A 25,652-nucleotide genomic window follows, 5' to 3' on the forward strand; every position below is an offset into this window, starting at 1 on the left:
ATTACAAATTCAATTTGAAAATTGTAATTTTACCGCTTTAAAAATTAAAGAATGCAAAAATTTATTGGTACAGGTGTTGCTTTAGTCACGCCATTTAATAATGACTTATCTGTAGATGTAGAAGCACTAATAAACTTAGTGAATTTTAATATCGAAAACGGCACTAATTATTTAGTAATTAATGGTACAACAGCAGAAAGTGCAACAATTACCAAAGAAGAAAAACAACTTATAATAGATGTTATAATAAAAGCAAATAATAAGCGTGTGCCTTTAGTTTTAGGTGTAGGTGGTAACAATACTTTAGAGGTTGTTAAAGAGTTGAAAACTAGAGATTTTACTGGTATAGATGGTATTTTATCAGTAGCACCTTACTATAGTAAACCAACTCAAGAAGGTTTTTATCAGCATTATAAAGCGCTTTCAGAAGCTACAGAATTACCAATAATTTTATACAATGTACCAGGTAGAACAGCTAAAAACATGGAGCCAGCAACAACTTTACGTTTGGCAAAAGACTTTAGTAATATTGTAGCTGTAAAAGAAGCAGGTAACAACCAACAACAATACAATGCATTATTAAAAGATAAACCAGAAGATTTTTTAATTATTTCTGGTGATGATGATTTGGCTTTAGGTGTAACTTTAGCTGGTGGATCTGGTGTAATTTCTGTAATTGGACAAGCTTATCCAGCAGAATTTTCTAAAATGATACAATTAGGTTTAGAAGGTAAAAATAAAGAAGCTTATAAAATCCATTTTAAAATGATGGATGTTGTAGATTATATTTTTGAAGAAAACAACCCTGCAGGTATAAAAACGGTTTTACAAGAATTAAATATTTGTAAAAATGATGTGCGTTTGCCATTAGTAAAAGCTAGTGAACAGTTACATACTAAAATATTAAACTACGTAAAAGCCTTTTAAGTAAACACTTAATCTTAACAAACTTTTAGTATCAATTTATTAATATTTTAAGTCTTTTTTGCTGATAATTGCAAGACACAATTTAGTGCATCAAAAATTGTTTTAATTAAAATTATTTTTTTTAAGATTTTGATGAATCTTACTTGCATTTAATTGTTAAGCTGAACTGCTAATACTGAGACTTGTTTTAGTATTTCAGGAGCAAGAAGGAAAGAATTATTTCATAAAAAATAAATTCTTTTATTATCCATAATTAATTAGTAATTTTGCCGGATGCAAAAATTTAAAAATTTAGCGTATTTAGTAGTGTTTAGTGTAATGTTATTCTCTTGTGGAGAGTATCAAAAAGTACTAAATAAAGGGAGTGTAGAAGATCAGTATCAGATGGCTGTAAAAATGTACGAAACCAAAAAATATGCAAAATCTTTGCGTTTATTTGAAAAAATAACGCCAGCATATAGAGGTAAACCTCAAATGGAACGTGTACAATATATGGTAGCTCAGTCTAATTTTAACGAAAAAAATTATAGTCTTGCTGGTTATTATTTTGATCGTTTTACAAAAAACTACCCAAAAAGTTCTAAAAATGAAGAAGCTTCTTTTCTATCCGCTTTAAGTTACAAATTAGCTTCGCCAGTTTTTAGCAAAGACCCTACAGATACCAATAAAGCATTAGAAGCTTTTCAAAGTTTTATAAATGCATATCCTAATTCTGATAAGATTGATGAGGCAAATCAACATTATAAAGATTTAAGATATAAGTTACAGAAAAAATATTTTGAAATTGCTAAAACGTATTATACAACAGCAGAATACGATTCTAGAAATTATAAAGCAGCAATACAGGCTTTCGATAATCTTTTATCAGATTATTTAGGTTCTGAATTTAAAGAAGAAGCTTTATATTATAGATTAAAATGTGCACACGATTATGTACTTAAAAGTACAGACAGAAGAAAAGAAAGCAGAATTAAAGATGCTATAGATGCTTACGAAAAGTTAGAAAGAAACTTTCCAGAATCTCAATTTATGGAAGAATCTAATAAAATGTTAGCAACACTTAAAAAAGAAGAAAAAAGAATCGATGGCATTATTGCTCAGATTAAAGATTTACAAAAAGAGAATACCAAAGAGAAATAATATATATTATGGATTATAAAGATACAGAAGCTGCATTAAGTACTATTACTTATAACAAAGATATAATCGAAGCTCCTACTGAAAATATTTACGAAGCAATTTCAATTATTGCTAAAAGAGCAAATCAAATTAATGCTGATTTAAAGAAAGAATTAGTAGATAAATTAGATGAGTTTGCTACTTATAATGATAGTTTAGAAGAAGTTTTTGAAAATAAAGAACAAATTGAAGTTTCTAAATTTTACGAGCGTTTACCAAAACCAACTGCTATTGCTGTTGATGAATGGTTAAAAGGTAAAGTATATCACAGAACTCCAGAAACAGAATAAAAATGTCTGTTTTAAGTGGTAAGAAAATTCTTTTAGGCATTACTGCTGGAATTGCTGCTTATAAAACGGCTTCTTTAGTTCGTTTATTTATAAAATTAGGCGCAGATGTTAAAGTTATAATGACACCTGCGTCTAAAGATTTTATAACACCTCTCACACTTTCTACACTTTCTAAAAATCCTGTTCATTCTACTTTTTATAATAAAGAAGAAGAAAATGAATTATGGAACAATCACGTAGATTTAGGTTTGTGGGCAGACTATTTTTTAATAGCACCTGCAACTGCAAATACAATGTCTAAAATGGCAAATGGTACTTGCAATAATTTATTGTTAGCTACATATTTATCAGCAAAATGCCCAGTATATTTTGCACCTGCAATGGATTTGGATATGTACATTCATCCATCCACCAAAAAAAGTTTAGACAAATTAAAAAGTTTTGGTAATATTATAATTCCTGCAACTTCTGGAGAACTAGCAAGTGGTTTAGTTGGTGAAGGAAGAATGGCAGAACCACAAGATATTGTTACTTTTATTGAGAATGATATTTTAGACAAACTGCCTTTAAAAGGTAAAAAAATAGTAATTACAGCAGGCCCAACTTATGAGGCTATAGATCCTGTTCGTTTTATTGGGAATCATTCATCAGGTAAAATGGGATTTGCTATTGCAAAATCGGCCGCAAATTTAGGTGCAGAAGTGTTTTTAATTTCTGGGCCAAGTCATCAAAAAGTGAAACATTCATCAATAAAAAGAATAGATGTAGTTTCTGCAGAAGATATGTATAAGGCAGCACATCAATATTTTAATGATGTAGATGTTGCTATTTTATCTGCTGCTGTTGCAGATTATAAACCAAAAAATGTTGCTAATCAGAAAATAAAAAAGAAGGAATCTTCGTTAACAATTGAGTTAGCACCCACAAAAGATATTTTAGCTTCTTTAGGCGAAATTAAAAAACATCAGCTTTTGGTTGGTTTTGCCCTTGAAACAAATAATGAAATTGAGAATGCAAAAGGCAAACTAAAACGTAAGAATTTAGATTTAATTGTTTTAAATTCTTTGCAAGATAAAGGAGCAGGTTTTGCCACTAACACAAATAAAATTACTATTATTGATAAAAATTTGAATGAAAAACCATTTGAATTAAAGTCGAAAATAGAAGTAGCTGAAGATATAATGAACGAAATTGTCTTAAGAATTAAAACTCTAAATTAAAGATATCTCTTGTTTTTATATAAATAATCTAAAAAAGAACTATTGTATATGATGCGTAAAATTATTTTTCTTTTTGCTTTGTTCTTAATAACATCAAACATGAATTCTCAAGAGTTAAATTGTTTGGTAAACATAAACTACGATCAAATTTCTGGCTCTAACAGACAAGTATTTGAAACTTTACAAAAATCTTTAACAGAGTTTGTGAATCAAACAAAGTGGACAAACAGAGTTGTACAAACTGAAGAAAAAGTAGATTGTGCAATGAATATTATAGTTACAGAAAGAAATAACAATAATTACACAGCTACTCTACAAATACAATCTTCAAGACCAGTTTACGGTTCAAGCTATGCAAGCCCTTTATTAAATTTAAAAGACAACGATTTTACGTTTAGGTACAATGAATACGATCCTTTAATTTACAATAGAAATTCTTTTGATAGTAATTTAGTATCTACTATTGTATTTTATGTATACACAATTTTAGGGGTTGATGCAGATTCATTTTCTAAATACGGAGGTCAAACTGAATTAGAAGAGGCACAAAATGTTATGTTGCAAGCACAACAAAGTGGTTTATCTGCTTGGCAAAATGTGGTAGGTAAACAAAATCGTTTTTTGTTGATTGATAATTTATTAGCACCAAAATTAAAAGCCTATAGAGATGTAATGTACGATTACCACATTAAAGGTTTAGACAATTTTGGAACAAACAAAGAATACGCAAAACAGACCATAGAAGATAGTGCTTTTAAAATGGAAAATCTGTATAACAAAACTGTTGGTAATTATTTAATTCGAGTATTTTTTGATGCCAAAGCAGACGAGTTAGTAAACATTTATTCTGATGGTCCTAGAACTAGAAATGCCATTAAATTATCGACAACCTTAAAAAGAATTTCTCCTAACAATAATTCTAAGTGGAGAAATATTGAATAACTATATTTCTTTAATTCTGGGTATTAGAATTTTCTAATAAATAGTAAACTTTAAGGTATTTTATCAAAATTTTATAAAAATAGAAAATGCATGCAAGCACACATGGAGCAATAGGTATTGCTATTATAACAGCAACTTATATAATTACTAAAAGCGAAAAGAAAACTTTTATTATTGGTGGAATTCTTGCTTTTGCTTCTCATTATGTTTTAGACTTCATAGGTGAATTTCCCTATAGAACTATCCAGGAAATGCTATTCATAGAATTTGCTGTTTATCTTTGGTCTCTAGTATTAATGTATTTCTTAGGGATAAAATATCTAAAATTTTCAGTTTTTGGTTTTTTTATGGCCAACCTCATGGATTATATTGATAAGAAAATGTATTTATCTATTTTTCTACCCAAAGAATACCCTTTTACGTATTACTTCCATTCTAAAAATCAAGTGCTAATTCCAATAAGTTATCAAAAAACGATTATAGCTGCAATCGTTTCTGTAATACTAATAGGTATTTGTTTTCTAATATTAAGAAATAATAAGATGAGGCTTAAGTCTTAATTTTTGTTTAGTTTATCTCTACAAGAGAGAGATTATTTATCAACTTCCCTTTTTGTTTAACTCTTCAAAATCAAAAAAGTCTTTTACATCCACTTCTAAAATAGTTGCTATTTTTAACAACGTATCTATTTTAATATTGCTTTTTCCGTTTTCTAAATTATGATAAGCAATTTGACTTGTACTTAATCTGCAGCCCATATAATATTGAGAGTATTCTTTTTTTAAGCGAGCAAATTTTATTTTCTTTCTAATAGCAATTAATTTTTCTTCCATTTTTGTTTCTAATTTAATAAGATAAACCGAATTGTGCAATCTCTATAGAAGGTAAATTCTTTTTCTCCCCATATATGGGGAGAAACCTCCCTATAAATGGGGATTTGATAAACTTATAATTTATAATTTTTTTGATATTGACAAAATAGTTTTTCTGTTTTAAATTTACAGTATCATTGCTATGTTAGACCTTCTTAAATGTTCTGATTAAAACTTTGATTTTCTAAAATATATTATATTTTGAATTGATTTTATAATTATTTTAAGGAGTGAATTTTATTTCACTCTTTTTTTGTTTATCAATAAATAAGTACATATTTACAAATATTGATTATTTAGAAACGCATTGGTCAGAAAAATAAGTAATTAATTTTATAACTAAAGTTTCTGATATCACCACAATTTTAAAATTAAGCTCAGAAACTTTTAAAAAATGGGAAAAAGATAAAACTATTCATAAGGTAGAAATTCTAAAACAAATTACTTTATACTACCAAATAGCTACAAAGAAGGTAGAATTATTACTTTTTTTTTAATAACCTACAAGCCCCAAATAAACTAACCAAATTTTTACAATGATTATTAGAAAAAACTAGTTTAGTATTCTTTAAAATTTCACTAATTTTATTGTTTAAAATTAAGAGAACTTGCTCACACAACTTTCCATAAATAACTACGCTTTAATCAGTCAATTAGCTATTAATTTTTCTTCTGGTTTATCTATAATTACTGGAGAAACTGGTGCAGGAAAATCCATTTTGTTGGGTGCTTTAGGTTTGGTTTTGGGTAATAGAGCTGATTTACACTCTTTAAAAGACACTTCTAAAAAATGTGTTGTAGAAGCCAGGTTAGATATTGCGAATTATAATTTAAACGATTTTTTTAATGAAGTAGATTTAGATTACGAATCTGAAACTATTATTAGAAGAGAAATTTTGCCTTCAGGTAAATCTCGTGCTTTTGTAAATGATACACCTGTTCGTTTATCCGTTTTAAACGAATTAAGAACAAAGTTAATAGATGTGCATTCGCAACATCAAACTTTGCAATTATCAGACAACAGTTTTCAGTTTTCTATTTTAGATGCTTTAGCAAAAAACAAAGAGAAAATTGCTTCTTACAAAAGAGGTTATGCAAAACTTAATCAGCTAAAAAAAGAACTACAAGAATTAGAAGCTGTTCAAAAAGAAGCAAATCAGCAATACGAATACAATTTGCATTTGTTTAATGAATTAGAAGAAGCCAATTTAAAAGTTGATGAACAAGAAGAATTAGAAGAAAAATTAGAGAAGTTAAATAATATTGAAGATATAAAATTAAATTTATCAGAAGCTTTAGAAATTTCTGTAAATGAAGAAATTGGTATTCAAAACTTATTAAATACGCTAGAAAATCGCTTGTTAAAAATCGCTTCTTTTTCTAAAGATTATCAAGAATTATCAGAAAGAGTAACATCAGTAAAAATAGAAATTGATGATGTTGTTGCAGAATTAGAAAATGCCAATGAAAACGTCGATTTTAATCCGAATGAAATAGAAGAATTAAACGATCGTTTACAATTGATTTACAATTTGCAGAAAAAGCATACAGTTTCTACAAATAAAGAATTAATTAAAGTTTTAGAAGATTTATCAGAAAAAGTAAGTCAAGTAGAAAATGCTGAAGAAACCATCAATAACAAACAAAAAGAGATTGATGACGTTGCTGTTAAATTAGATAAATTAGCGGGTTTAATTACAAAAAGTAGAGTTGCTTCAATACCTAAATTAACCAAAGAATTGCAATTTTTACTATCGGAATTAGGTATGGAAAACGCAAGATTTTCTATTAAGATTAACCCAACTAAAAACTATTTTTCTAACGGAAAAGACGAATTAGAATTTTTATTTTCTGCTAATAAAGGAGGTAGTTTTGGCGAACTTAAAAAAGTAGCTTCTGGTGGAGAGTTATCAAGAATAATGTTATCTGTAAAGAAAGTTTTATCAGAAAACACACAATTACCAACCATTATTTTCGATGAAATAGATACAGGAGTTTCAGGTGAAGTCTCAAACAAAATTGCAGCTATTATGCAGCAAATGGGCAAACACATGCAAGTAATTGCAATAACACATTTACCACAAATAGCATCGCAAGGAAAAAACCATTATAAGGTATTTAAAAAAGAAGTAAAAGGTGTTACAACTACCAATTTAAAGCAATTAACTACTGAAGAAAGAATTAAAGAAATTGCAGAAATGTTAAGTGGTAAAGATATTTCTGATTCTGCCTTAACACACGCAAAAGAACTTTTAAGTTTATAAAAATTCTTAACGAATTTTTTGAACAACTTATGTTTTAATAAAAGCAAGTAATAGATATATTTGCACAATTAAATTAACAAATCTAAATCGCTTCTTCTTATTACAATTTAAAAATTATTAAAAAACGAAGAAGCCTATAACTAGTATTATGTACAACTTATTAAAAGGAAAAAAAGGAATTATATTTGGCGCTTTAAATGAGCAATCTATTGCTTGGAAAGTTGCAGAAAGAGCTCATGAAGAAGGTGCAGAATTTGTATTAACAAACGCACCAATTGCTTTAAGAATGGGGCAATTAAATGCGCTTGCAGAAAAAACAGGTTCTCAAGTAATTGCTGCAGACGCAACTTCTTTAGAAGATATAACAGCTTTAGTAGAACAATCTATGGAAATTTTAGGAGGTAAAATCGACTTTGTTTTACACTCAATAGGTATGTCTGTAAACGTTAGAAAAAAAATACATTATACAGATTCAAATTACGATTTTACAGCAAAAGGTTGGGACATTTCTGCACTTTCTTTTCATAAAGTAATGAATGTTTTATACAACAAAAATACAATGTCTGAGTGGGGATCTATTGTAGCATTAACCTATATGGCTGCACAAAGAGTTTTTCCAGATTATAATGATATGGCAGACAACAAAGCTTATTTAGAGAGTATTGCACGTAGTTTTGGTTACTTTTTTGGTAGAGATCATAAAGTACGTGTAAACACAATTTCTCAATCGCCAACACCAACTACAGCTGGTAGTGGAGTAAAAGGTTTTGATGGTTTTATAGAATACGCAGAAAAAATGAGTCCTTTAGGTAATGCATCTGCTTTAGAATGTGCAGATTATACAATTTCTATGTTCTCAGATTTAACTAAAAAAGTAACAATGCAGAACTTATTTCACGATGGTGGATTCTCTAATATGGGAGTAAGTGATCCTGTTATGGAAAAGTTTGAGTAATATTTTTAGAAGCTATTTCCAGCTTTACGTTATATCTTTTTTTGAAAAAACAAAAAAAGGATGCCACTTCAATCTGGGCTAAGCTTGTTTGCCAACTTTTAGAAAAACATAAAATGCAAATCTATTTAGGTTTGCATTTTATGTTTTTTTACATTTACAATATCGTTGTAAAATATTTTAATTTTGCGACACTGAAACCTAAAAAATTTGCATTTTTTTTTCTCTATAATCGTACCCGTTTATAACCGTCCAAAAGAAATAGACGAGTTATTAGAAAGTTTAACACAACAAACGTATTCAGAAGCTTTTGAGGTTTTAATAATAGAAGATGGTTCATCAGAAAAAAGTGATCAAATTGTAGAGAAGTACAAATCAAAAATAAATTTAAAATACTTTTTTAAAGAAAACAGTGGAGCAGGAGCAAGCCGAAATTTCGGAATGCAAAAAGCTTCAGGTAATTATTTTATCATCTTAGATTCAGATGTTATTGTACCAAAACAATATTTATCAGAAGTAGCAAAAAAGCTACAAACCAATTATACAGATGCTTTTGGAGGTCCAGATGCAGCACATAAAAATTTTACAGTTTTACAAAAAGCCATTAATTATTCCATGACTGCTGTTTTAACTACTGGAGGAATTCGTGGTAAGAAAAAAGCTGTAGGTAAATTTCAGCCAAGGAGTTTTAATTTTGGTTTATCAAAAAAGGCATTTGAAAAAACGCAAGGTTTTTCTAAAATGAAAAACGGAGAAGATATAGATTTAACCTTCAAACTATGGAAAAATAATTTAGAAACTCAATTGATTGCAACCGCTTTTGTATATCACAAACGCAGAAGTACAATACCACAATTTTTTAAACAAACTTTTGGTTTCGGAACTGCAAGACCAATTTTAAATCAGAAATATCCATCAACAGCAAAAATAACCTATTGGTTTCCTAGCATATTTATTATTGGTTTTACTCTAAGTATTTTATTGGCATTTTTTGGTTATTTAACTTTATTCAGTTGTTATTATCTCTATTTTTTAGCATTATTTTTCGATTCACTTTTTAAAAATGGATTATCAGTTGCTGTGTTAAGTATCATAACTTCTCTTACTCAGTTTTTAGGATATGGTTTTGGTTTTTTGCAAAGTCAGTTTATGCGTAAATAAATTAAAAATATTCTATTAATTTATATTATAAAAACTGTGTTTTTCTTTTACAATAAAGGAATGAATAATATCTTTGGTTATTAAATTGAATATGAACAAAATATATAATAATGATGAAGTGGACTAATTTTATAACTTCGATTGTTCATAATCATAATGCTTCTTGTAACAAATAAAATTCATATAATAGTAGATTAGATTTTTCCCAACAAAAAAAATATGACAAAAGAATTCAATGAGCCTGATGATTATTTATTTATAGAAAAGGCTGATAATATAGATATTAGAGATGAAATTAAAAAGTATTTAATTCATTGGAGCTGGTTCTTAATTGGTCTTTGTTTGGCTTTCCTTTTGGGCTTTTTATATTTAAAATATACCCCAAAGCAATATAGTGCATCAGCTTATATCATGATCAAGGACAATCTAAAAAGTGGTATTTCTGAAGAGTTTAAAGCGGTTTCTGACTTAGGAATTGTTGGGAATAGTTCTACAAATAACCCAGAAAATGAGATTTTTATTATTAAATCGAGAAAGATTGTCGGTAAAATGGTAGACTCATTAAACTTAAATATTAGTTATTTTAAAAATGCAGATATAAGTAATGGTGAATCTTATAAAAATAGTGCCATAAAGCTAGAATTTGTAAATAAAAATAAAGGAGCTTTACATTATTCGAAAGACACATCTTTTACAGTAAGTGTATTACCAAATAATGAGTTAGTATTAAAAAACATAGATGGAGATACTTTAAAGCATTCTAGATTCAAAGAGATTATACGAAGTAAAGAATTAGGAAATTTTAAAATTATAAAAAATGAAAATTCAATTTTAACTAATAATGTTTTAGTTGTTATTAAATCTCGTAAAAGTGTAATTAGCTCATATGCCTCAAAAATTATGATTACTCCTATGAGTGACTTTTCTAGTATTCTACATTTACAAGTTGTGGATCATAATAAATTTAAAGCAGAAAACATATTAGATGAATTAATAAAGCAATATAATCATGATGCAATAATTGACAAAAATATTATTTCAAGAAAAACGTTAGCCTTCCTTGAAGCAAGATTAGAAAAGCTAGGTGGCAGATTGGCTTTAATTCAAGATAGTTTAAAAACTTATAAGATTGAAAATGGTATTTCTGGTAACCCAATAGAAAATCAAATTGTATTAGAAACTATCACAGAAAATATAGGGACTAAAGATAAATTAATTACACAGTTAAGTATAATTAATTGGGCTGAGGATCAACTTAACAATTTATTGGTTAAAAATGAAATTCTTCCTGTTAATCTTGGTTTTGATGATCAAAATATTTCTAATAGTATAGGTGAAATTAATAAGTTGCTTCTACAAAGAAAAAAAATATTAAGGTTTTCTGGAGAAAAAAATCCGATTATCCTTGAATTAAACAATCGAATAAAAGGATTAAAACAAAACTTAAGGTCTAATTTGAAAAATTTAAAAAAATCAGTGGAAATTAGATTAAACAATACAAATATTCAAAACAGAAAAAATCAATCTAAAGTTGCTAGTATTCCTGAAATAGAGAGAGGGATAGTAGATACACATAGGCAAAAGCTAATCTATTCGGAATTATATTCTTATCTTCTAAAGAAAAAAGAAGAAACAGCCATATCTTTAGCAATTACAGTTCCAAATGCTAAAATTATTGACGTAGCATTTAGTTCAGGAACTCCAGTATCACCTAATAATAAAAATATATATTTATTATCATTGGGAGCAGGACTACTTATACCATTTATCTTAATTTATATAAGAAGTAGTCTAGATAACAAAATACACAATAGAAAAGATATAGAGGCTAATTTAAATATTCCATATTTAGGAGATATTCCCCACACAGAAGTTATTGAAAAGATAATTGTTAAAAATGAAACAAGAACCAGTTCAGCTGAAGCTTTTAGAATATTAAGGACAAATTTAAATTTTATTTTACCAAAATCTAATACTGACACTATGGGTAAAGTTATATTTGTAACTTCAACTATTAGTGGAGAAGGGAAATCATTTGTTTCATTAAACTTAGCGGCATCTTTAGCCTTAACAAATAAGAAAGTTTTATTAATCGGTTTAGATTTAAGAGCTCCTAAAATCACAGAATATCTTGATGTTAAAGACCATAAAGGAGTAACTAATTATATTTTAGATGAAAAAATTAATCTAGATGATATTAAGTTTAATGTTCCGCAGATTAAAAATGTAGATTTTATAGCATCTGGGGTAATCCCTCCAAATCCTTCTGAATTATTATTAAATCCACGAGTGGAAGAAATTCTTAGTACTGTTAAAAATGATTATGACTATATAATTGCAGACACGGCTCCAGTAAGCTTGGTTACTGACACCATGTTAATTGCTGAAATGGCGGATGTTGTTTTATATGTTGCTAGGGCAAATTATATTGATAGGAAAATGTTAATAGTTCCACAAACATTATATAAAGAAAAAAAACTACCTAATATGGCAATTGTTTTAAATGATACTGATACAAATAAAGGTTATGGCTATGGGTATGGTTATGTTGAGCAAGATAAAAAAACTTGGTATAAGAGATTTTTAGGATTATAAAATTAAAAAAGCTCCCAATTTCTAGAGAGCTTTTTATTTAAAAAATATTTGACTGTTATTTTTCTGGATTTAATATTCCTAAAATATAACCATTTGTTAAATATTTTTTTGCTACAATTTTAATATCTTCTTTAGTTAATGCGTTTACTCTTTCTTCAAAAGTAGTGGCTTCTGAAATATCATTTTTCATATAATCGATGTTTTTAATTAAGTTTAACCAATATCTATTTCTCTTTATATTTTCTTTATGATCTAAAATTTGCGCTTTTTTGGTTTTCATTAGATCTTCTTCAGAAGGACCATTTTTAGCCATGTCTGCAACTTGCGCAATAGCAATACTTTTTAGTTTATCTACATTTTCTGGAGCACAAGGAAAAGATATCGAAAAATTATATTTACCATATGGTAATTTTGAAATACTACCACTAGTTCTAGAAGAATATACACCACCTTCTTCTTCACGTAATTTTTCTGTTAGCTTTATACCAACAATTTCACCTAAACTTTTAAAAGCTAAAGCTTCTTTTGGATTATAGGTTGTTTCTCCTTGATAAGTTATTCTTACATTACTTTTGGGGTCTTTTCCTTTTTCTACGATTTTGGTATGAGAACCTTTTAGAGGTCTAAAATCATTTACTTTATAAGTCTCTTTAGAATCTTTACCAGGTAAACTTGCAATATATTTCATTGCATATTCTGCTAATTTGCGTTCATCGATATTACCAACAAAATAGAAATTAAAATCTCCTGCATCAGCAAAACGCTCTTTGTATTTTGCATAAGCTAAATCGTAATCTGCTGCATCGTATTTTTCTTCAGAAGGAAAACCAGTATATCTAGTATTGCCTTTGTTCATAAAATCTGACATTTCTTTTTGGAAAAAGAAATTTGGACTCGCTAATAAATTACCTAAAAAACTCTTGTTTTTGTTAATAGAAGATTTAAATGCTTTATCATCTTTATTTAAAGAAGTAAAATATAAGTGAACTAATTGAAAAAGTTCTTCCAAATTTTTAGGTGAAGCAGAACCATTAAATCCTTCGCTTAAACCACTAATATAAGGCCTAGCATTAGCAATTTTACCAGACATCATTTTTCTTAAATCAGACTTTGAATAACCATTTACACCAGCATCAGTTAACGCAGCATTTGCAAAAGATGTTGCTTTTAATTCCTCATCAGTGTATAAAGAAGTACCCCCATAACTATAGGCTGTAAATAAAATTTCATCATTTTTAAAATCTGTTTTTTTGTAAGTTACCTTTGCTCCATTTTCTAAAATAAATGTTTTAGTACCTATTTTATCGTCTTTAGTAGCGCCTACAATTTTACCCATTGTTGGTGCATCAGTAATTAAAGAAGCTGCAACTTCTTTATCTTCATAAGGTTTTAACTCTTTAGTTTTTACATTATTTAAAGCGTCTAAAACTTGTTGCTCAGTTACAATTTGTTTAGGACCAGTAATAATGATTACTCTATTATCATCGTGAATAAAATTTTTGATAACTTCATTTACTTCATTAAGCTGTATTGTAGGTAATAATTTTTTGTTCATATCAAAAGTCCAAGCAATACCTGGAATAGGGCTTTTATCTAAAAAGTGATTTACATAAGCACCTACAATTCTTCCTGATTCATTTTTATCTCGATCATTATATGATTTCTCTAAACGAGATAAAACATTTTTTTTGGCTCTTTCTAATTCTCCTTTTGTAAAACCAAAACGTTTTGCACGCTCACTTTCTTCTAATAAAGCTTCAAGACCTTTTAATTGACCTTCTGAACTTGTGTTTGCAACAGATTGATATGCTTCTCTGTTTCTTGCATAAGTACCTCCATGATAACTGAAACCAAAAATAAAAGGAGGGTTTTCTCCATTTCTTAACTCATCTAAGCGATTATTTAACATTTGAGAAAATAAAGATTCTACTATCGATTTTCTAAAAGCTACAATAGTTTCTGTTGGTTTAGTATCCTCATAATCCTTATACATTAATTGTACTCTAGAAAAGGGAGATTCTTTATCAGATTCTATAGATATAAATGTTTCTTCGTGATTTTTTACAGAGAAAGATTCTCTTTTTCTTGGGTTTTCTGAAATTTGAATATCACTAAAATATTTTTGAATTTTATTTTCTAGTTGAGCAACATCTACATCACCAACAGCAATAACTGCCATTAAATCTGGTCTGTACCAGTCTTTTTGAAAACGTCTGATACTTTCGTAAGAAAAGTTTTTAATGCTTTCTTCAGTTCCAATTGGTAACCTGTCTGCATATTTAGAGCCGTACATTAATTTTGGTAAATATTTTTCCATCATTCTACTATCTGCACCACGTCTAGATCTATACTCTTCTAGAACTACACCACGTTCATCATCAATATCTTTATCTTCTAATAGTGCGCTTCCAGCCCAATCTCTTATAATTTGAAACCCTTTGTCTAGTTTGGCTTCATCATCACTAGGTATAGGTAAAATGTATACAGTTTGGTCAAAACCTGTGTATGCATTTAAATCTGCTCCAAATTTTACTCCAATAGATTGTAAATAATCTATTAATTCATTCTTTTTAAAGTTTTTTGTTCCATTAAAATTCATGTGCTCCATAAAATGGGCTACACCTAATTGATCTTTATCTTCTAAAATAGAACCAGCATTAATTGCTAAACGAAGTTCTACTTTATTAGCTGGTTTGCCATTGTTTTTAATGTAATAAGTTAATCCGTTAGAAAGTTTACCAATTTTAACACTTTCATCAATAGGTATTTTTTTTTCTAATTTTTGTGTGTATAAAAATGTTGTAAAAACAGATAATAATAAAGTAAATAGTACTCTTTTCATAGAAGTTTATGGGTTTTAAATTTGTTATTGAAGCTAATATAAAGACTTAAAATTAATTAAACTAAGTTTTTAGTTCAATTTTAAGAGAATTAATTTTTATTTATCTTTATCTTAACTTTTGGTTAGGTTTTAAACTAAAATTGATTAGAAATTAAATAATGGAAAGAAGAAAGTTTATAAAAAAAGCATCAGTAACTGGTTTAAGTTTGGTTACAATGTCATCATCATTAATCAGTAAAGCAAATTCTAATAAAGTAAAGAAAGGTATTTTACCTAATAAAATATCAACTAAACCTTTGGTAATTGCAACTTGGAGAACTCCTTTGGCTGTAAATACTGCAGCTACACTTTTAGAAAAAGGAAGTTCTGCTATAGATGCTGTTGAGCAAGGTTGTAGAATTGAAGAAGCAGATGTAAAAAATCAGTCTGTAGGTAAAGGAGGTTTGCCAGATAGAGATGGTAATGTAACTTTAGATGCTTGTATTATGGATGATAAAGGAAATTACGGAGCAGTTTTAGGTGTTAAAAATATAACTCATGTAATTTCTGTAGCAAGAAAAGTAATGGAAGATACACCACATGTAATGTTAGTTGGTGAAGGTGCAGAACAATTTGCAGTTAATAAAGGTTTTAAAAGAGAAAATTTACTAACAGAATCTAGCAAAAAAGCTTGGGAAGAATGGAAAGTGAAATCTGAATACAAACCGATTATCAATATAGAAAATCACGATACAATTGGTATGTTAGCTATTGATAAAAAAGGAAATATTTCTGGTGCTTGTACCACAAGTGGATTGGCTTATAAAATGGCAGGTAGAGTAGGAGATTCTCCTATTATTGGAGGTGGACTTTTTGTTGATAATGAAATTGGAGGTGCAGCTGCAACAGGTTTAGGAGAAGAAGTTTTAAAAACCGTGGGTAGTTTTTTAATTGTAGAATTAATGCGTCAAGGAAAATCGCCACAAGAAGCTTGTGAAGAAGCTATTGCTAGAATTGTTAGTAAACCCAATAGTAATTATAAAAATTTTCAGGTGGGTTATATTGCTGTAAATAAACAAGGAAAAACTGGTGCGTATTCAATTCACGAATGGTTTAGCTATAACCTTTATCAAAAAAATGAGAATAAAAATATTAAATCTGATTTTTATAATAAAGATTAATTTTTGGTAGTACTTTAATATTTTGTCATTTAGATTGTAATACCTTTTTTAATATTTGATGCTTATTTAGGGAATTGAAACTAATATTAAATTTTATATAAAAAAAGAAACCCAAAACTGATTTAGTTTTGGGTTTTAAAAATTATCTAAAGGCTTTACCTTTTATTTTTTTTGTTTTGCTTGTTGCTCTTGAGCTTGTTTCATAGCATCATCAATACGTTGTCTGAATTTACTTTTCTTCTTTTCAGGACGTTTTTTATTTTCTTCAATTTGTGCGTGAATTTTATCTTCATCTATCACATAATTCTTAATTACTAACATAATTGTAATTGTTAATAAGTTAGAAATAAAGTAATATAAACTTAATGAACTTGCATAATTGTTAAAGAAAAATAACATCATAATAGGAGAGAAGTAAATCATATACTTCATCATCTTACTCATATCTGGCATACCTTCTTGTGTAGGTGCTTGCATATTTGCTTGTTGACTTTGGTTCATTTTCATATAAAAGAAAATAGCTACTGAAGCCAAAATTGGGAATAAACTTACATGATCTCCATAAAAAGGAACAGAAAACGGAAGTTTAAAAATAATATCATAAGAAGATAAATCTGGTGCCCACAAAAAGCTTTCTTGTCTTAAAGCTAAGTTTGTAGGAAAAAATTTAAATAAAGCAAAGAATACTGGCATTTGTAATAATGCAGGAATACAACCAGAAAGCATACTAACACCTGCTTTACGTTGTATTGCCATTGTTTCTTGCTGACGCTTCATAGCATTTTCTTTCCCTGGATATTTTTCGTTCAATGCAGTTAATTCAGGTCTAATTACCTTCATTTTTGCACTTGATAAATATGATTTATAAACTAAAGGAGACATTATAATTCTTACAACAATCGTCATTAAAATGATAATTAATCCGTAGTTTGATAAAAAGCCTTGTAAGAAATTAAATACAGGATAGAAAACGGTTCTATTTAAGAAACCAAAAATTCCCCAACCTAAATCTGCAGTTTCATCCAAATCAGTTCCTTCATAAGATTTTAATAAATTATAATCACTTGGTCCGTAAAACCATTTCATATTATAATTTAACTCTCCACCAGCTAAAGCTAATGGTGTTTTTAATGCAAAACTTTTAGTAAAAACAGTATCAATTTCTTCATTTTCTACTAAGTCTTTAGATGTTACAGTTGCATTTTCAAAAGGTGTATCTGTTAATAAATTAGATGTAAAAAAGTGCTGTTTATAAGCAACCCAATCTACATCATTAATAACTTCAGTATTACCAGCACTTACATTATCTACATCTTCTTCAGATTTATAATATAAATTAGAATACATAGTATTCTCTGTTTTTATACTTTTTTCGTGTCTATACCCTTTTAAAGACCAATCTAAATTAATAGGATTAGAAGAGTTAATTACCGAACTTAAACCTTGAGAACGAATAGAAAAATCAACCATATATTTTTTAGGTTTTATTTCATATCTATATTCTAAAAACTGAGAATCAGAAACTTTAAGTTTCATCGATAAAACTGAGTTTTCTCCGTTTTTAGTTAAAGTCGGTTCAAAAAATAAATCTTTAGTATTTAAAATTCTGTTGTCTGTTGTTCCAAAATTGATGTTAAATGACGAGTTATTATCATTAATCATATATAAAGGAAGAGAATCGTGCGTTTTATAATTCTTAATTAAGGCTTTTACAATCTGTCCACCTTTATTATCAATAGTTAATTTTACAAGACTATTTTCAATTTCTGTTGTACCTTCTGTACCATTAATTGCACTTTGAGCAAAAGCACCTAATTTATTCGTTAAGGCAACTTGTTTTAAAGAATCGTTAGCAAAACTTGGTGATGCAGTTTTGGTTGTTGTTGGTGTATTAACTGTAGTTTCTTCTACATCTGGTGTAGATTTTTGCTCAATATCTTCTGGTTTGTTGGTGTTTAAATACCAAAGCATTATTGCACCAAGAAGAATCATTCCTATAAAAGAATTATAATCGAATTTTTTTTGTTCCATATGTAAATTAATGTCAATTTGTCATTAACTCAAGAAAAACTCTTGAGAAAATCGCGACAAATGTAGTTAAAAAGCAGATTTTAGGTTGATTTTTATGCTTTAAATTATATACTTATTAGTAGTTCAATTAGTATTCCGAAATTATGATTTAGATTGTTTTAAAGCAGCTTTAATAAAATCTACAAATAAAGGATGAGGTTTTAGAACCGTACTTTTATATTCTGGATGATATTGAACCCCAACAAACCAAGGATGATTGGTAACTTCAACAACTTCTACTAAGCCCGTTTTTGGGTTAATACCAGTTGCTTTCATTCCTTTTAATTCAATTTGATCTTTATAGTCGTTATTAAATTCATAACGATGTCTATGACGTTCACTAATTTTTTCTGTTTGATATGCATTGTAAGCCTTAGATCCTTCTAAAAGATTACAGTCCCAAGCACCTAAACGCATTGTACCACCTTTTTCAGTTACATCTTCTTGGCTTTCCATTAAATTAATAACAGGGTTTTTACAATTCTTTTTCATTTCTGTAGAAAAAGCATCAACTAAACCTAAAACATTTTTAGAAAACTCAATCACTGCCATTTGCATTCCTAAACAAATTCCGAAAAAAGGAATATTATTTTCTCTTGCATATTGTACAGCTTTAATTTTACCATCAATTCCACGATCTCCAAAACCAGGAGCAACTAAAACTCCGTTTACTCCTTTTAATAATTCTTCGTAATTTTCTATGGTTAAGCTTTCTGAATGTATCCAACGAACTTTTACTTTTGTTTCGTTAGATGAACCTGCATGAATAAATGCTTCTGTAATTGATTTATAAGAATCTTGTAACTCAATATATTTACCAATTAAAGCAATTTCTACTTCAGAAGTTGGGTTTTTGTGCTTTTGTAAAAAGTTGTTCCAAGTTTCTAATTTAGGTTCTTTTTTAGATTCTAAATGTAATTTCTTTAAAACTACAGTATCTAAACCTTCTTCTAACATTAAGTTAGGAACATCGTAAATAGTTTCTGCATCTATAGATTGTATAACATCTTCTTTTTTAACATTACAAAATAATGCTAGTTTTCTTTTGATGTCATCAGAAATATCGTGCTCAGTTCTACACACTAAAATATCTGGGCTAACCCCACTTTGCATTAACATTTTAACAGAGTGTTGTGTAGGTTTTGTTTTTAACTCACCTGCAGCTGCAAGATAAGGCACTAAAGTTAAGTGAATAACTATGGCGTTTTCTTCTCCCTTTTCCCATAACATTTGTCTAACAGACTCAACATAAGGTAAAGATTCTATATCACCTACAGTTCCACCAATTTCTGTAATTACAATATCGTAATCGCCAGTTTCTCCTAAAAGTTGGATTCTGTGTTTAATTTCATCAGTAATATGAGGAATAACTTGTACTGTTTTTCCTAAAAAGTCTCCTTTTCTTTCTTTGTTGATGACAGATTGATAGATTCTACCAGTAGTTACGTTATTAGCCTGACTTGTAGGTATATTTAAATATCGCTCATAATGACCTAGATCTAAATCGGTTTCAGCTCCATCATCAGTTACATAACATTCTCCATGTTCGTACGGATTTAATGTTCCTGGGTCTATATTAATATAAGGGTCTAATTTTTGGATAGTTACAGAAAAGCCTCTTTCTTGCAATAATTTAGCTAATGAAGCTGCAATAATTCCTTTTCCTAGTGAAGATGTTACGCCTCCTGTTACAAAAACGTATTTAGTATTGTGCATGGTTACTTTAGGTTTGTACAAAAGTAGTAACTCTAAATATTATCAACAATAAAAAAGATAAAAACATTCTAAAAATGCCTATTTTTGTAGTTCTGAAAAATATTTTAATTTTTTTTCAAATACTATTTGTCAAAAATAAAAACAGTTGTATATTTGCACACGCTTTTAGCAAGATAAAAATTGATAAGCAAAAAAAATAATAAAGAAGACTTTTAAAAATACATATAATGCCGAAAAGAACGTATCAACCATCAAAGAGAAAGAGAAGAAACAAACATGGTTTCATGGAGAGAATGGCTTCTGCTAATGGTAGAAAGGTATTAGCTCGTAGAAGAGCAAAAGGAAGAAAGAAAATTTCTGTTTCATCTGAAACTAGACATAAAAAATAAATGATTAACAATTGTTAATATATAAGGTGTTACTTTTTTAAGTAACACCTTTTTTTATACCCAAGCACTACTTATTTTTGTAAAACTAATAAACACAATTACTTACAATGCCAAAAAGAGAAGACCTTAAATCCATTTTAATTATTGGTTCAGGCCCAATTGTTATTGGTCAGGCCTGTGAATTCGATTATTCAGGATCACAATCTTTACGTTCATTAAGAGAAGATGGTATAGAAACTATCTTAATTAACTCAAACCCAGCAACAATTATGACAGACCCTTCTATGGCTGATCATGTATATTTGTTGCCACTTACAACAAAATCAATTATTCAAATTTTAAAAGAGCATCCGCAAATTGATGCAGTTTTACCAACAATGGGTGGTCAAACAGCATTAAATTTATGTATTGAGGCAGATGATAAAGGAATTTGGGAAGATTTTAATGTAAAATTAATAGGGGTTGATATTGATGCAATTAATGTTACTGAAGATAGAGAGCAGTTTCGAGAATTAATGATAAAAATTGGTGTGCCAATGGCACCTCAAGAAACTGCAACATCATTCTTAAAAGGTAAAGAAATAGCACAAGAGTTTGGTTTTCCGTTAGTAATTCGTTCTTCTTATACTTTAGGAGGTGCAGGTGCATCTATTGTTTATGACTCTAAAGATTTCGACGAATTATTAAGTAGAGGTTTAGAAGCATCACCAATTCATGAGGTGATGATTGATAAAGCAATGATGGGTTGGAAAGAGTACGAATTAGAATTATTGAGAGATAAAAATGATAACGTAGTTATTATTTGTTCTATAGAAAATATGGATCCTATGGGTATTCATACAGGAGATTCTATTACAGTGGCTCCTGCAATGACACTTTCTGATAAAACTTATCAAAAAATGCGTGATATGGCTATACATATGATGCGTTCTATTGGAGATTTTGAAGGTGGTTGTAATGTGCAATTTGCAGTTTCTCCTGATGAAAAAGAAGATATTATTGCTATTGAAATTAATCCACGTGTATCTCGTTCATCAGCTTTAGCTAGTAAAGCAACAGGTTATCCAATTGCAAAAGTAGCTACAAAATTAGCTATTGGTTATTCTCTAGATGAATTAGAAAACGGAATTACAAAATCTACATCTGCTTTATTTGAGCCTACTTTAGATTATGTAATTGTAAAAATACCTCGTTGGAATTTTGATAAATTTGAAGGTTCAGACAGAACTTTAGGTTTACAAATGAAAGCTGTTGGAGAAGTAATGGGTATTGGTCGTTCTTTTCAAGAGGCACTACACAAAGCAACTCAATCTTTAGAAATTAAAAGAAACGGATTAGGTGCAGATGGTAAAGGTTATACAGATTACAATCAAATTATAGATAAATTAACCAATGCAAGTTGGGACCGTGTTTTTGCAATCTATGATGCAATTGCAATGGGAATTCCATTATCAAAAATATATGCTATCACAAAAATTGATATGTGGTATCTAAAGCAATATGAAGAGTTGTTTCAATTACAGAAAGAAATCTCTAAATATTCTATAGATACTATTAATAGAGATTTATTATTAGAAGCTAAACAAAAAGGTTATGGAGATAGACAAATAGCACATATGCTAGATTGTTTGGAGAGCGAAGTTTATAACAAAAGAGACGAATTAAAAGTACAGCGTGTTTTTAAATTAGTAGATACTTGTGCTGCTGAATTTAAAGCAAAAACTCCTTACTATTATTCAACTTTTGAAAATGAGATTGAAACTCCTAATGGAGAAATTACTATTGCTAACGAAAGTATAGTTACAGATAAAAAGAAAATTATAGTTTTAGGTTCTGGACCAAACAGAATTGGGCAAGGAATTGAATTTGATTATTGTTGTGTTCACGGAGTTTTAGCTGCTGCAGAATGTGGTTATGAAACAATTATGATTAACTGTAATCCTGAAACAGTTTCTACGGATTTTGATACGGCTGATAAATTATATTTCGAGCCAGTTTTTTGGGAACATATTTATGACATTATTCGTCATGAAAAACCAGAAGGAGTTATTGTTCAGTTAGGAGGACAAACTGCTTTAAAATTAGCTGAAAAGTTAACTAAATATGGAATTAAAATTATAGGAACTTCTTTTGAAGCTTTAGATATTGCTGAAGATAGAGGAAGATTCTCTTCTATGTTAAAAGACAATAAAATTCCTTATCCAGAATTCGGAATTGCAGAAACTGCAGACGAAGCTTTAACTTTAGCTGATGAATTAAATTTCCCTATTTTGGTAAGACCTTCTTATGTATTAGGTGGTCAAGGAATGAAAATTGTAATCAATAAAGAAGAGTTAGTAGAACATGTAGTTGATTTACTGGGTAGAATGCCAAATAATAAATTGTTGTTAGATCATTATTTAGATGGCGCAATAGAAGCAGAAGCAGATGCAATTTGTGATGCAGATGGTAATGTGTACATTATTGGTATTATGGAGCATATAGAACCTTGTGGAATTCATTCAGGAGATTCTAATGCAACTTTACCAGCCTTTAATTTAGGAGATTTGGTAATGCAACAAATTATAGATCATACCAATACAATTGCAACTGAATTAAAAACTGTAGGTTTAATTAATATTCAGTTTGCTATTAAAGATGATATTGTTTACATTATTGAAGCAAACCCAAGAGCTTCTAGAACTGTGCCTTTTATTGCAAAAGCCTACAAAGAGCCTTATGTAAATTACGCTACAAAAGTAATGTTAGGTCATAATAAAGTTACAGACTTTAGTTTTAACCCTCAATTAGAAGGTTATGCTATTAAGCAACCAGTTTTTTCTTTCAATAAGTTTCCGAATGTAAATAAGAAACTAGGTCCAGAAATGAAATCGACTGGAGAAAGTATTTTATTTATTGATAGTTTAAAAGATGATGACTTTTACGATTTATATTCAAGACGTAAAATGTATTTGAATAAATAGAGTTTTCTATTTTGATATTTAAAAAAGCATCCAAATTTAATTTGGATGCTTTTTTATTTGGATAAATACTAAGTTTTATTTAGCTAATAAATAAAAAATTAACTTACAATTAATTAAAATTGAACTCATTTTTTTGAGACTAATAAAAATAAAACTAATTTGCAATCATAAAATAAAATAATGAAAAAGTTTGATGTTGTTATAGTTGGTGCTGGTACTGCAGGTATCCTTTTAGCAAGAGAATTAGGTAAACTAAAAAAGAAAACTTTAGTCTTAGATCGTAAAAAAAATCTTTTAGAATTCTCTTTTAACACACTTGGTAGTTTTATCAATTTAGAAAAATTTGAACTTTCTAAAGATGTTGTTGCTCAAGATGTTAAGACTATTTGCTTTCATTCTAAAAACGTTACCAGAAAACTTAAAACAGATTTATACGTCTTAGATAAGAAAAAAGTACACAAAGAAATAATAAGTAGTGTAGATGAAAATTACGTAACCTTTTTAACAGGAGTAAATATTAAGAACATTAATAAAGATGATAATTGTAATTTTTTGTCTGTAGTTGATAAAAATAAAAATGAGTATTTAGGAACTATTTTTGTTGATGCTTCTGGTACAAATGGAATTATTAGTAAAAAAGTTGGGTTAATAGCTAAAAAAACTGAGCTAGCTACAGGTGTTGAATATAATGTTGCGTATAAAGGCAACAAAACTGATTTGCATTTATTAATGGGTAAAGAGTATCAAGGAGGTTATGGTTGGATTTTCCCTTTAAAAAATAAAAGAGCAATTATTGGTTTTGGCTCTTTTGATGATGAGATTGTGAAAGATTTAAAAAACCGTTTACATAAAATTTTAGAATTCCCAAAAATTAAAAAATTAGTAGAAAAAGATAATGATTTGGTTGAAGGTGGTAGCATACCAATAACACCAGTTTTAGATAAATTTGTTATTAATAATTTGGTATGTGTTGGAGATTGTGTTTCACAAGTAAACCCAATTGTAGGCGAAGGTTATAAGTTTATTTTCGAAGCTGCAATTATGGCTAGTAAAGCCATAAATAAAGCTTTAGAAGAAGATAATATTACGTGTTTAACTGAATATGAAAAAGATTGGAAAAATAGATTTCTGTTAAATTACCAACGTTCTAAAAGAGCACAAAATCGTTTTGTTAAATATTCTCAAAACAATTTGTTAATGGATTATACTTTATTTATTTCTAAATTTATTAGAGATGAAAGATGTGTTAGATCTTTATCTGGCGAGTATGGTTTAGAAAATGAAGTGTAGATTTTAAGAAAAATACTTTTTACTTTCATTCCAATATACATCCATTTCAGTTAAAGACATATCAGAAAGATTTTTGCCTTCTTTTTTAGCTGCTTTTTCTAGGTATTGAAAACGATTAATAAACTTTTTATTTGTTTTTTCTAAAGCATTTTCAGGGTTTACATCAATAAAACGAGCGTAATTAATCATAGAAAATAAAACATCTCCAAATTCTTTTTCTATATTTTCTTTGTGCCCAGCTTTAATCTCGTCATTAAGTTCCGTAAGTTCTTCTTGCACTTTTTCCCAAACTTGCTCAGGTTTTTCCCAATCAAAACCAACTCCTGCAACTTTATCTTGAATTCTATTGGCTTTTACAACTGCAGGTAAACTTTTGGGTACACCTTCTAAAACAGAATTATTTCCTTCTTTTAATTTTAGTTGCTCCCAATTTCGTTTAACATCTTCTTCATTGTCAACTTTTACATCCCCATAAATATGAGGATGTCTGTCTATTAATTTATCAGAAATTGCATTGGCAACGTCAGCAATATCAAAAGCTTTTTTTTCGCTACCAATTTTGGCGTAAAAAACAATGTGTAATAAAACATCACCTAATTCTTTTTTTATTTCAGGCAAGTCATTATCAAGAATAGCATCTGCTAATTCGTAAGTTTCTTCTATGGTTAAATGACGTAAACTTTCTAAAGTTTGTTTTTTATCCCAAGGACATTTTTCACGAAGCTCGTCCATAATATCTAACAGACGATTAAATGCAGCAAGTTGTTCTTTTCTAGAATTCATAGTTTTATAAAGTTGCCAATTTGCAAAGCATTAGCAG

The 25,652-nt window shown here is 28.6% G+C and carries 19 protein-coding genes; 14 read left to right on the plus strand and 5 right to left on the minus strand.

The genetic code is table 11. The annotated features are described in order from the left end of the window. Nucleotides 1-51 precede the first annotated feature (51 nt). From dapA to ACJJVK_RS10720, 6 genes are all read left to right on the plus strand, one after another. Entirely contained in the window at nucleotides 52-927 is an 876-nt protein-coding gene (dapA, locus tag ACJJVK_RS10695; protein WP_405565888.1) for a 4-hydroxy-tetrahydrodipicolinate synthase, read from the plus strand. A 273-nt stretch (nucleotides 928-1,200) separates the two neighbouring features. Further along, on the plus strand, nucleotides 1,201-2,067 hold the full coding sequence (locus tag ACJJVK_RS10700; protein ID WP_405565890.1) for an outer membrane protein assembly factor BamD: 867 nt from the start codon (nucleotides 1,201-1,203) through the stop codon (nucleotides 2,065-2,067). Nucleotides 2,068-2,075: 8 nt separating this feature from the next. Then, complete coding sequence (locus ACJJVK_RS10705) at nucleotides 2,076-2,396, plus strand: DNA-directed RNA polymerase subunit omega (RefSeq protein ID WP_068365019.1); 321 nt, start codon at nucleotides 2,076-2,078, stop codon at nucleotides 2,394-2,396. A 2-nt stretch (nucleotides 2,397-2,398) separates the two neighbouring features. Continuing rightward, nucleotides 2,399-3,616, plus strand: a complete 1,218-nt coding sequence (gene coaBC, locus ACJJVK_RS10710; protein WP_405565892.1) for a bifunctional phosphopantothenoylcysteine decarboxylase/phosphopantothenate--cysteine ligase CoaBC — start codon at nucleotides 2,399-2,401, stop codon at nucleotides 3,614-3,616. Nucleotides 3,617-3,664: 48 nt separating this feature from the next. Then, complete coding sequence (locus tag ACJJVK_RS10715; protein WP_405565894.1) at nucleotides 3,665-4,558, plus strand: DUF4835 family protein; 894 nt, start codon at nucleotides 3,665-3,667, stop codon at nucleotides 4,556-4,558. 86 nt (nucleotides 4,559-4,644) lie between these two features. Continuing rightward, nucleotides 4,645-5,118, plus strand: coding sequence for a hypothetical protein (locus ACJJVK_RS10720; protein WP_405565896.1), 474 nt, complete (start codon nucleotides 4,645-4,647; stop codon nucleotides 5,116-5,118). A gap of 39 nt (nucleotides 5,119-5,157) precedes the next feature. On the opposite strand, the gene ACJJVK_RS10725 is transcribed toward ACJJVK_RS10720, so the two are convergent. Continuing rightward, entirely contained in the window at nucleotides 5,158-5,391 is a 234-nt protein-coding gene (locus tag ACJJVK_RS10725; RefSeq protein ID WP_405565898.1) for a helix-turn-helix domain-containing protein, read from the minus strand. Nucleotides 5,392-6,038: 647 nt separating this feature from the next. Between ACJJVK_RS10725 and recN the strand changes: the two genes are divergently transcribed. From recN to ACJJVK_RS10745, 4 genes are all read left to right on the plus strand, one after another. Further along, complete coding sequence (gene recN / locus ACJJVK_RS10730; protein ID WP_405565899.1) at nucleotides 6,039-7,694, plus strand: DNA repair protein RecN; 1,656 nt, start codon at nucleotides 6,039-6,041, stop codon at nucleotides 7,692-7,694. 148 nt (nucleotides 7,695-7,842) lie between these two features. Beyond that, nucleotides 7,843-8,649: an enoyl-ACP reductase gene (locus ACJJVK_RS10735; protein ID WP_405565901.1), complete on the plus strand. Its 807-nt coding sequence runs from the start codon at nucleotides 7,843-7,845 to the stop codon at nucleotides 8,647-8,649. 207 nt (nucleotides 8,650-8,856) lie between these two features. After that, nucleotides 8,857-9,807: a glycosyltransferase gene (locus ACJJVK_RS10740; protein ID WP_405565903.1), complete on the plus strand. Its 951-nt coding sequence runs from the start codon at nucleotides 8,857-8,859 to the stop codon at nucleotides 9,805-9,807. Between the two features lie 219 nt (nucleotides 9,808-10,026). Beyond that, nucleotides 10,027-12,402 (plus strand): GumC family protein, encoded by a 2,376-nt coding sequence (locus ACJJVK_RS10745; protein WP_405565905.1) that lies wholly within the window; start codon nucleotides 10,027-10,029, stop codon nucleotides 12,400-12,402. 55 nt (nucleotides 12,403-12,457) lie between these two features. Here ACJJVK_RS10745 and ACJJVK_RS10750 read toward each other — a convergent pair whose 3' ends face one another. Beyond that, nucleotides 12,458-15,244 (minus strand): M16 family metallopeptidase, encoded by a 2,787-nt coding sequence (locus ACJJVK_RS10750; protein ID WP_405565907.1) that lies wholly within the window; start codon nucleotides 15,242-15,244, stop codon nucleotides 12,458-12,460. A gap of 158 nt (nucleotides 15,245-15,402) precedes the next feature. On the opposite strand from ACJJVK_RS10750, the gene ACJJVK_RS10755 reads away from it, so the two are divergent. Beyond that, nucleotides 15,403-16,404 carry a N(4)-(beta-N-acetylglucosaminyl)-L-asparaginase gene (locus ACJJVK_RS10755; protein ID WP_405565908.1) on the plus strand — a complete coding sequence of 334 codons (1,002 nt, stop codon included), beginning with the start codon at nucleotides 15,403-15,405 and terminating at the stop codon, nucleotides 16,402-16,404. A gap of 162 nt (nucleotides 16,405-16,566) precedes the next feature. Here the strand turns inward: ACJJVK_RS10755 and yidC are convergent, their stop codons facing one another. Both yidC and ACJJVK_RS10765 read right to left on the minus strand, forming a co-directional pair. Next, nucleotides 16,567-18,435, minus strand: a complete 1,869-nt coding sequence (gene yidC / locus ACJJVK_RS10760; RefSeq protein ID WP_405565910.1) for a membrane protein insertase YidC — start codon at nucleotides 18,433-18,435, stop codon at nucleotides 16,567-16,569. 141 nt (nucleotides 18,436-18,576) lie between these two features. Next, a complete protein-coding gene (locus tag ACJJVK_RS10765; protein WP_215993099.1) occupies nucleotides 18,577-20,190 on the minus strand; it encodes a CTP synthase in 1,614 nt (537 codons plus the stop codon). 227 nt (nucleotides 20,191-20,417) lie between these two features. Between ACJJVK_RS10765 and rpmH the strand changes: the two genes are divergently transcribed. From rpmH to ACJJVK_RS10780, 3 genes are all read left to right on the plus strand, one after another. Further along, nucleotides 20,418-20,579: a 50S ribosomal protein L34 gene (rpmH, locus tag ACJJVK_RS10770; RefSeq protein ID WP_026775082.1), complete on the plus strand. Its 162-nt coding sequence runs from the start codon at nucleotides 20,418-20,420 to the stop codon at nucleotides 20,577-20,579. A gap of 107 nt (nucleotides 20,580-20,686) precedes the next feature. Then, nucleotides 20,687-23,542, plus strand: a complete 2,856-nt coding sequence (gene carB / locus ACJJVK_RS10775) for a carbamoyl-phosphate synthase large subunit (protein WP_405565912.1) — start codon at nucleotides 20,687-20,689, stop codon at nucleotides 23,540-23,542. Nucleotides 23,543-23,722: 180 nt separating this feature from the next. Beyond that, nucleotides 23,723-24,832: a lycopene cyclase family protein gene (locus ACJJVK_RS10780; RefSeq protein ID WP_405565914.1), complete on the plus strand. Its 1,110-nt coding sequence runs from the start codon at nucleotides 23,723-23,725 to the stop codon at nucleotides 24,830-24,832. A 3-nt stretch (nucleotides 24,833-24,835) separates the two neighbouring features. Here ACJJVK_RS10780 and mazG read toward each other — a convergent pair whose 3' ends face one another. Further along, complete coding sequence (gene mazG / locus ACJJVK_RS10785) at nucleotides 24,836-25,615, minus strand: nucleoside triphosphate pyrophosphohydrolase (protein ID WP_405565916.1); 780 nt, start codon at nucleotides 25,613-25,615, stop codon at nucleotides 24,836-24,838. Nucleotides 25,616-25,652 lie beyond the last annotated feature (37 nt).

Origin of the sequence: Polaribacter sp. Asnod6-C07 (assembly GCF_045063625.1) — a bacterium.
Classification (GTDB): Bacteria; Bacteroidota; Bacteroidia; order Flavobacteriales; family Flavobacteriaceae; genus Polaribacter; species Polaribacter vadi_A.

Bases quoted from the DNA above. Each gene is read 5' to 3' on its own strand.
- dapA (WP_405565888.1), top strand. From the start codon at position 52: ATGCAAAAATTTATTGGTACAGGTGTTGCTTTAGTCACGCCATTTAAT.
- ACJJVK_RS10700 (WP_405565890.1), top strand. From the start codon at position 1,201: ATGCAAAAATTTAAAAATTTAGCGTATTTAGTAGTGTTTAGTGTAATG.
- ACJJVK_RS10705 (WP_068365019.1), top strand. From the start codon at position 2,076: ATGGATTATAAAGATACAGAAGCTGCATTAAGTACTATTACTTATAAC.
- coaBC (WP_405565892.1), top strand. From the start codon at position 2,399: ATGTCTGTTTTAAGTGGTAAGAAAATTCTTTTAGGCATTACTGCTGGA.
- ACJJVK_RS10715 (WP_405565894.1), top strand. From the start codon at position 3,665: ATGATGCGTAAAATTATTTTTCTTTTTGCTTTGTTCTTAATAACATCA.
- ACJJVK_RS10720 (WP_405565896.1), top strand. From the start codon at position 4,645: ATGCATGCAAGCACACATGGAGCAATAGGTATTGCTATTATAACAGCA.
- ACJJVK_RS10725 (WP_405565898.1), bottom strand. From the start codon at position 5,391: ATGGAAGAAAAATTAATTGCTATTAGAAAGAAAATAAAATTTGCTCGC.
- ACJJVK_RS10735 (WP_405565901.1), top strand. From the start codon at position 7,843: ATGTACAACTTATTAAAAGGAAAAAAAGGAATTATATTTGGCGCTTTA.
- ACJJVK_RS10745 (WP_405565905.1), top strand. From the start codon at position 10,027: ATGACAAAAGAATTCAATGAGCCTGATGATTATTTATTTATAGAAAAG.
- ACJJVK_RS10750 (WP_405565907.1), bottom strand. From the start codon at position 15,244: ATGAAAAGAGTACTATTTACTTTATTATTATCTGTTTTTACAACATTT.
- ACJJVK_RS10755 (WP_405565908.1), top strand. From the start codon at position 15,403: ATGGAAAGAAGAAAGTTTATAAAAAAAGCATCAGTAACTGGTTTAAGT.
- yidC (WP_405565910.1), bottom strand. From the start codon at position 18,435: ATGGAACAAAAAAAATTCGATTATAATTCTTTTATAGGAATGATTCTT.
- ACJJVK_RS10765 (WP_215993099.1), bottom strand. From the start codon at position 20,190: ATGCACAATACTAAATACGTTTTTGTAACAGGAGGCGTAACATCTTCA.
- rpmH (WP_026775082.1), top strand. From the start codon at position 20,418: ATGCCGAAAAGAACGTATCAACCATCAAAGAGAAAGAGAAGAAACAAA.
- carB (WP_405565912.1), top strand. From the start codon at position 20,687: ATGCCAAAAAGAGAAGACCTTAAATCCATTTTAATTATTGGTTCAGGC.
- ACJJVK_RS10780 (WP_405565914.1), top strand. From the start codon at position 23,723: ATGAAAAAGTTTGATGTTGTTATAGTTGGTGCTGGTACTGCAGGTATC.
- mazG (WP_405565916.1), bottom strand. From the start codon at position 25,615: ATGAATTCTAGAAAAGAACAACTTGCTGCATTTAATCGTCTGTTAGAT.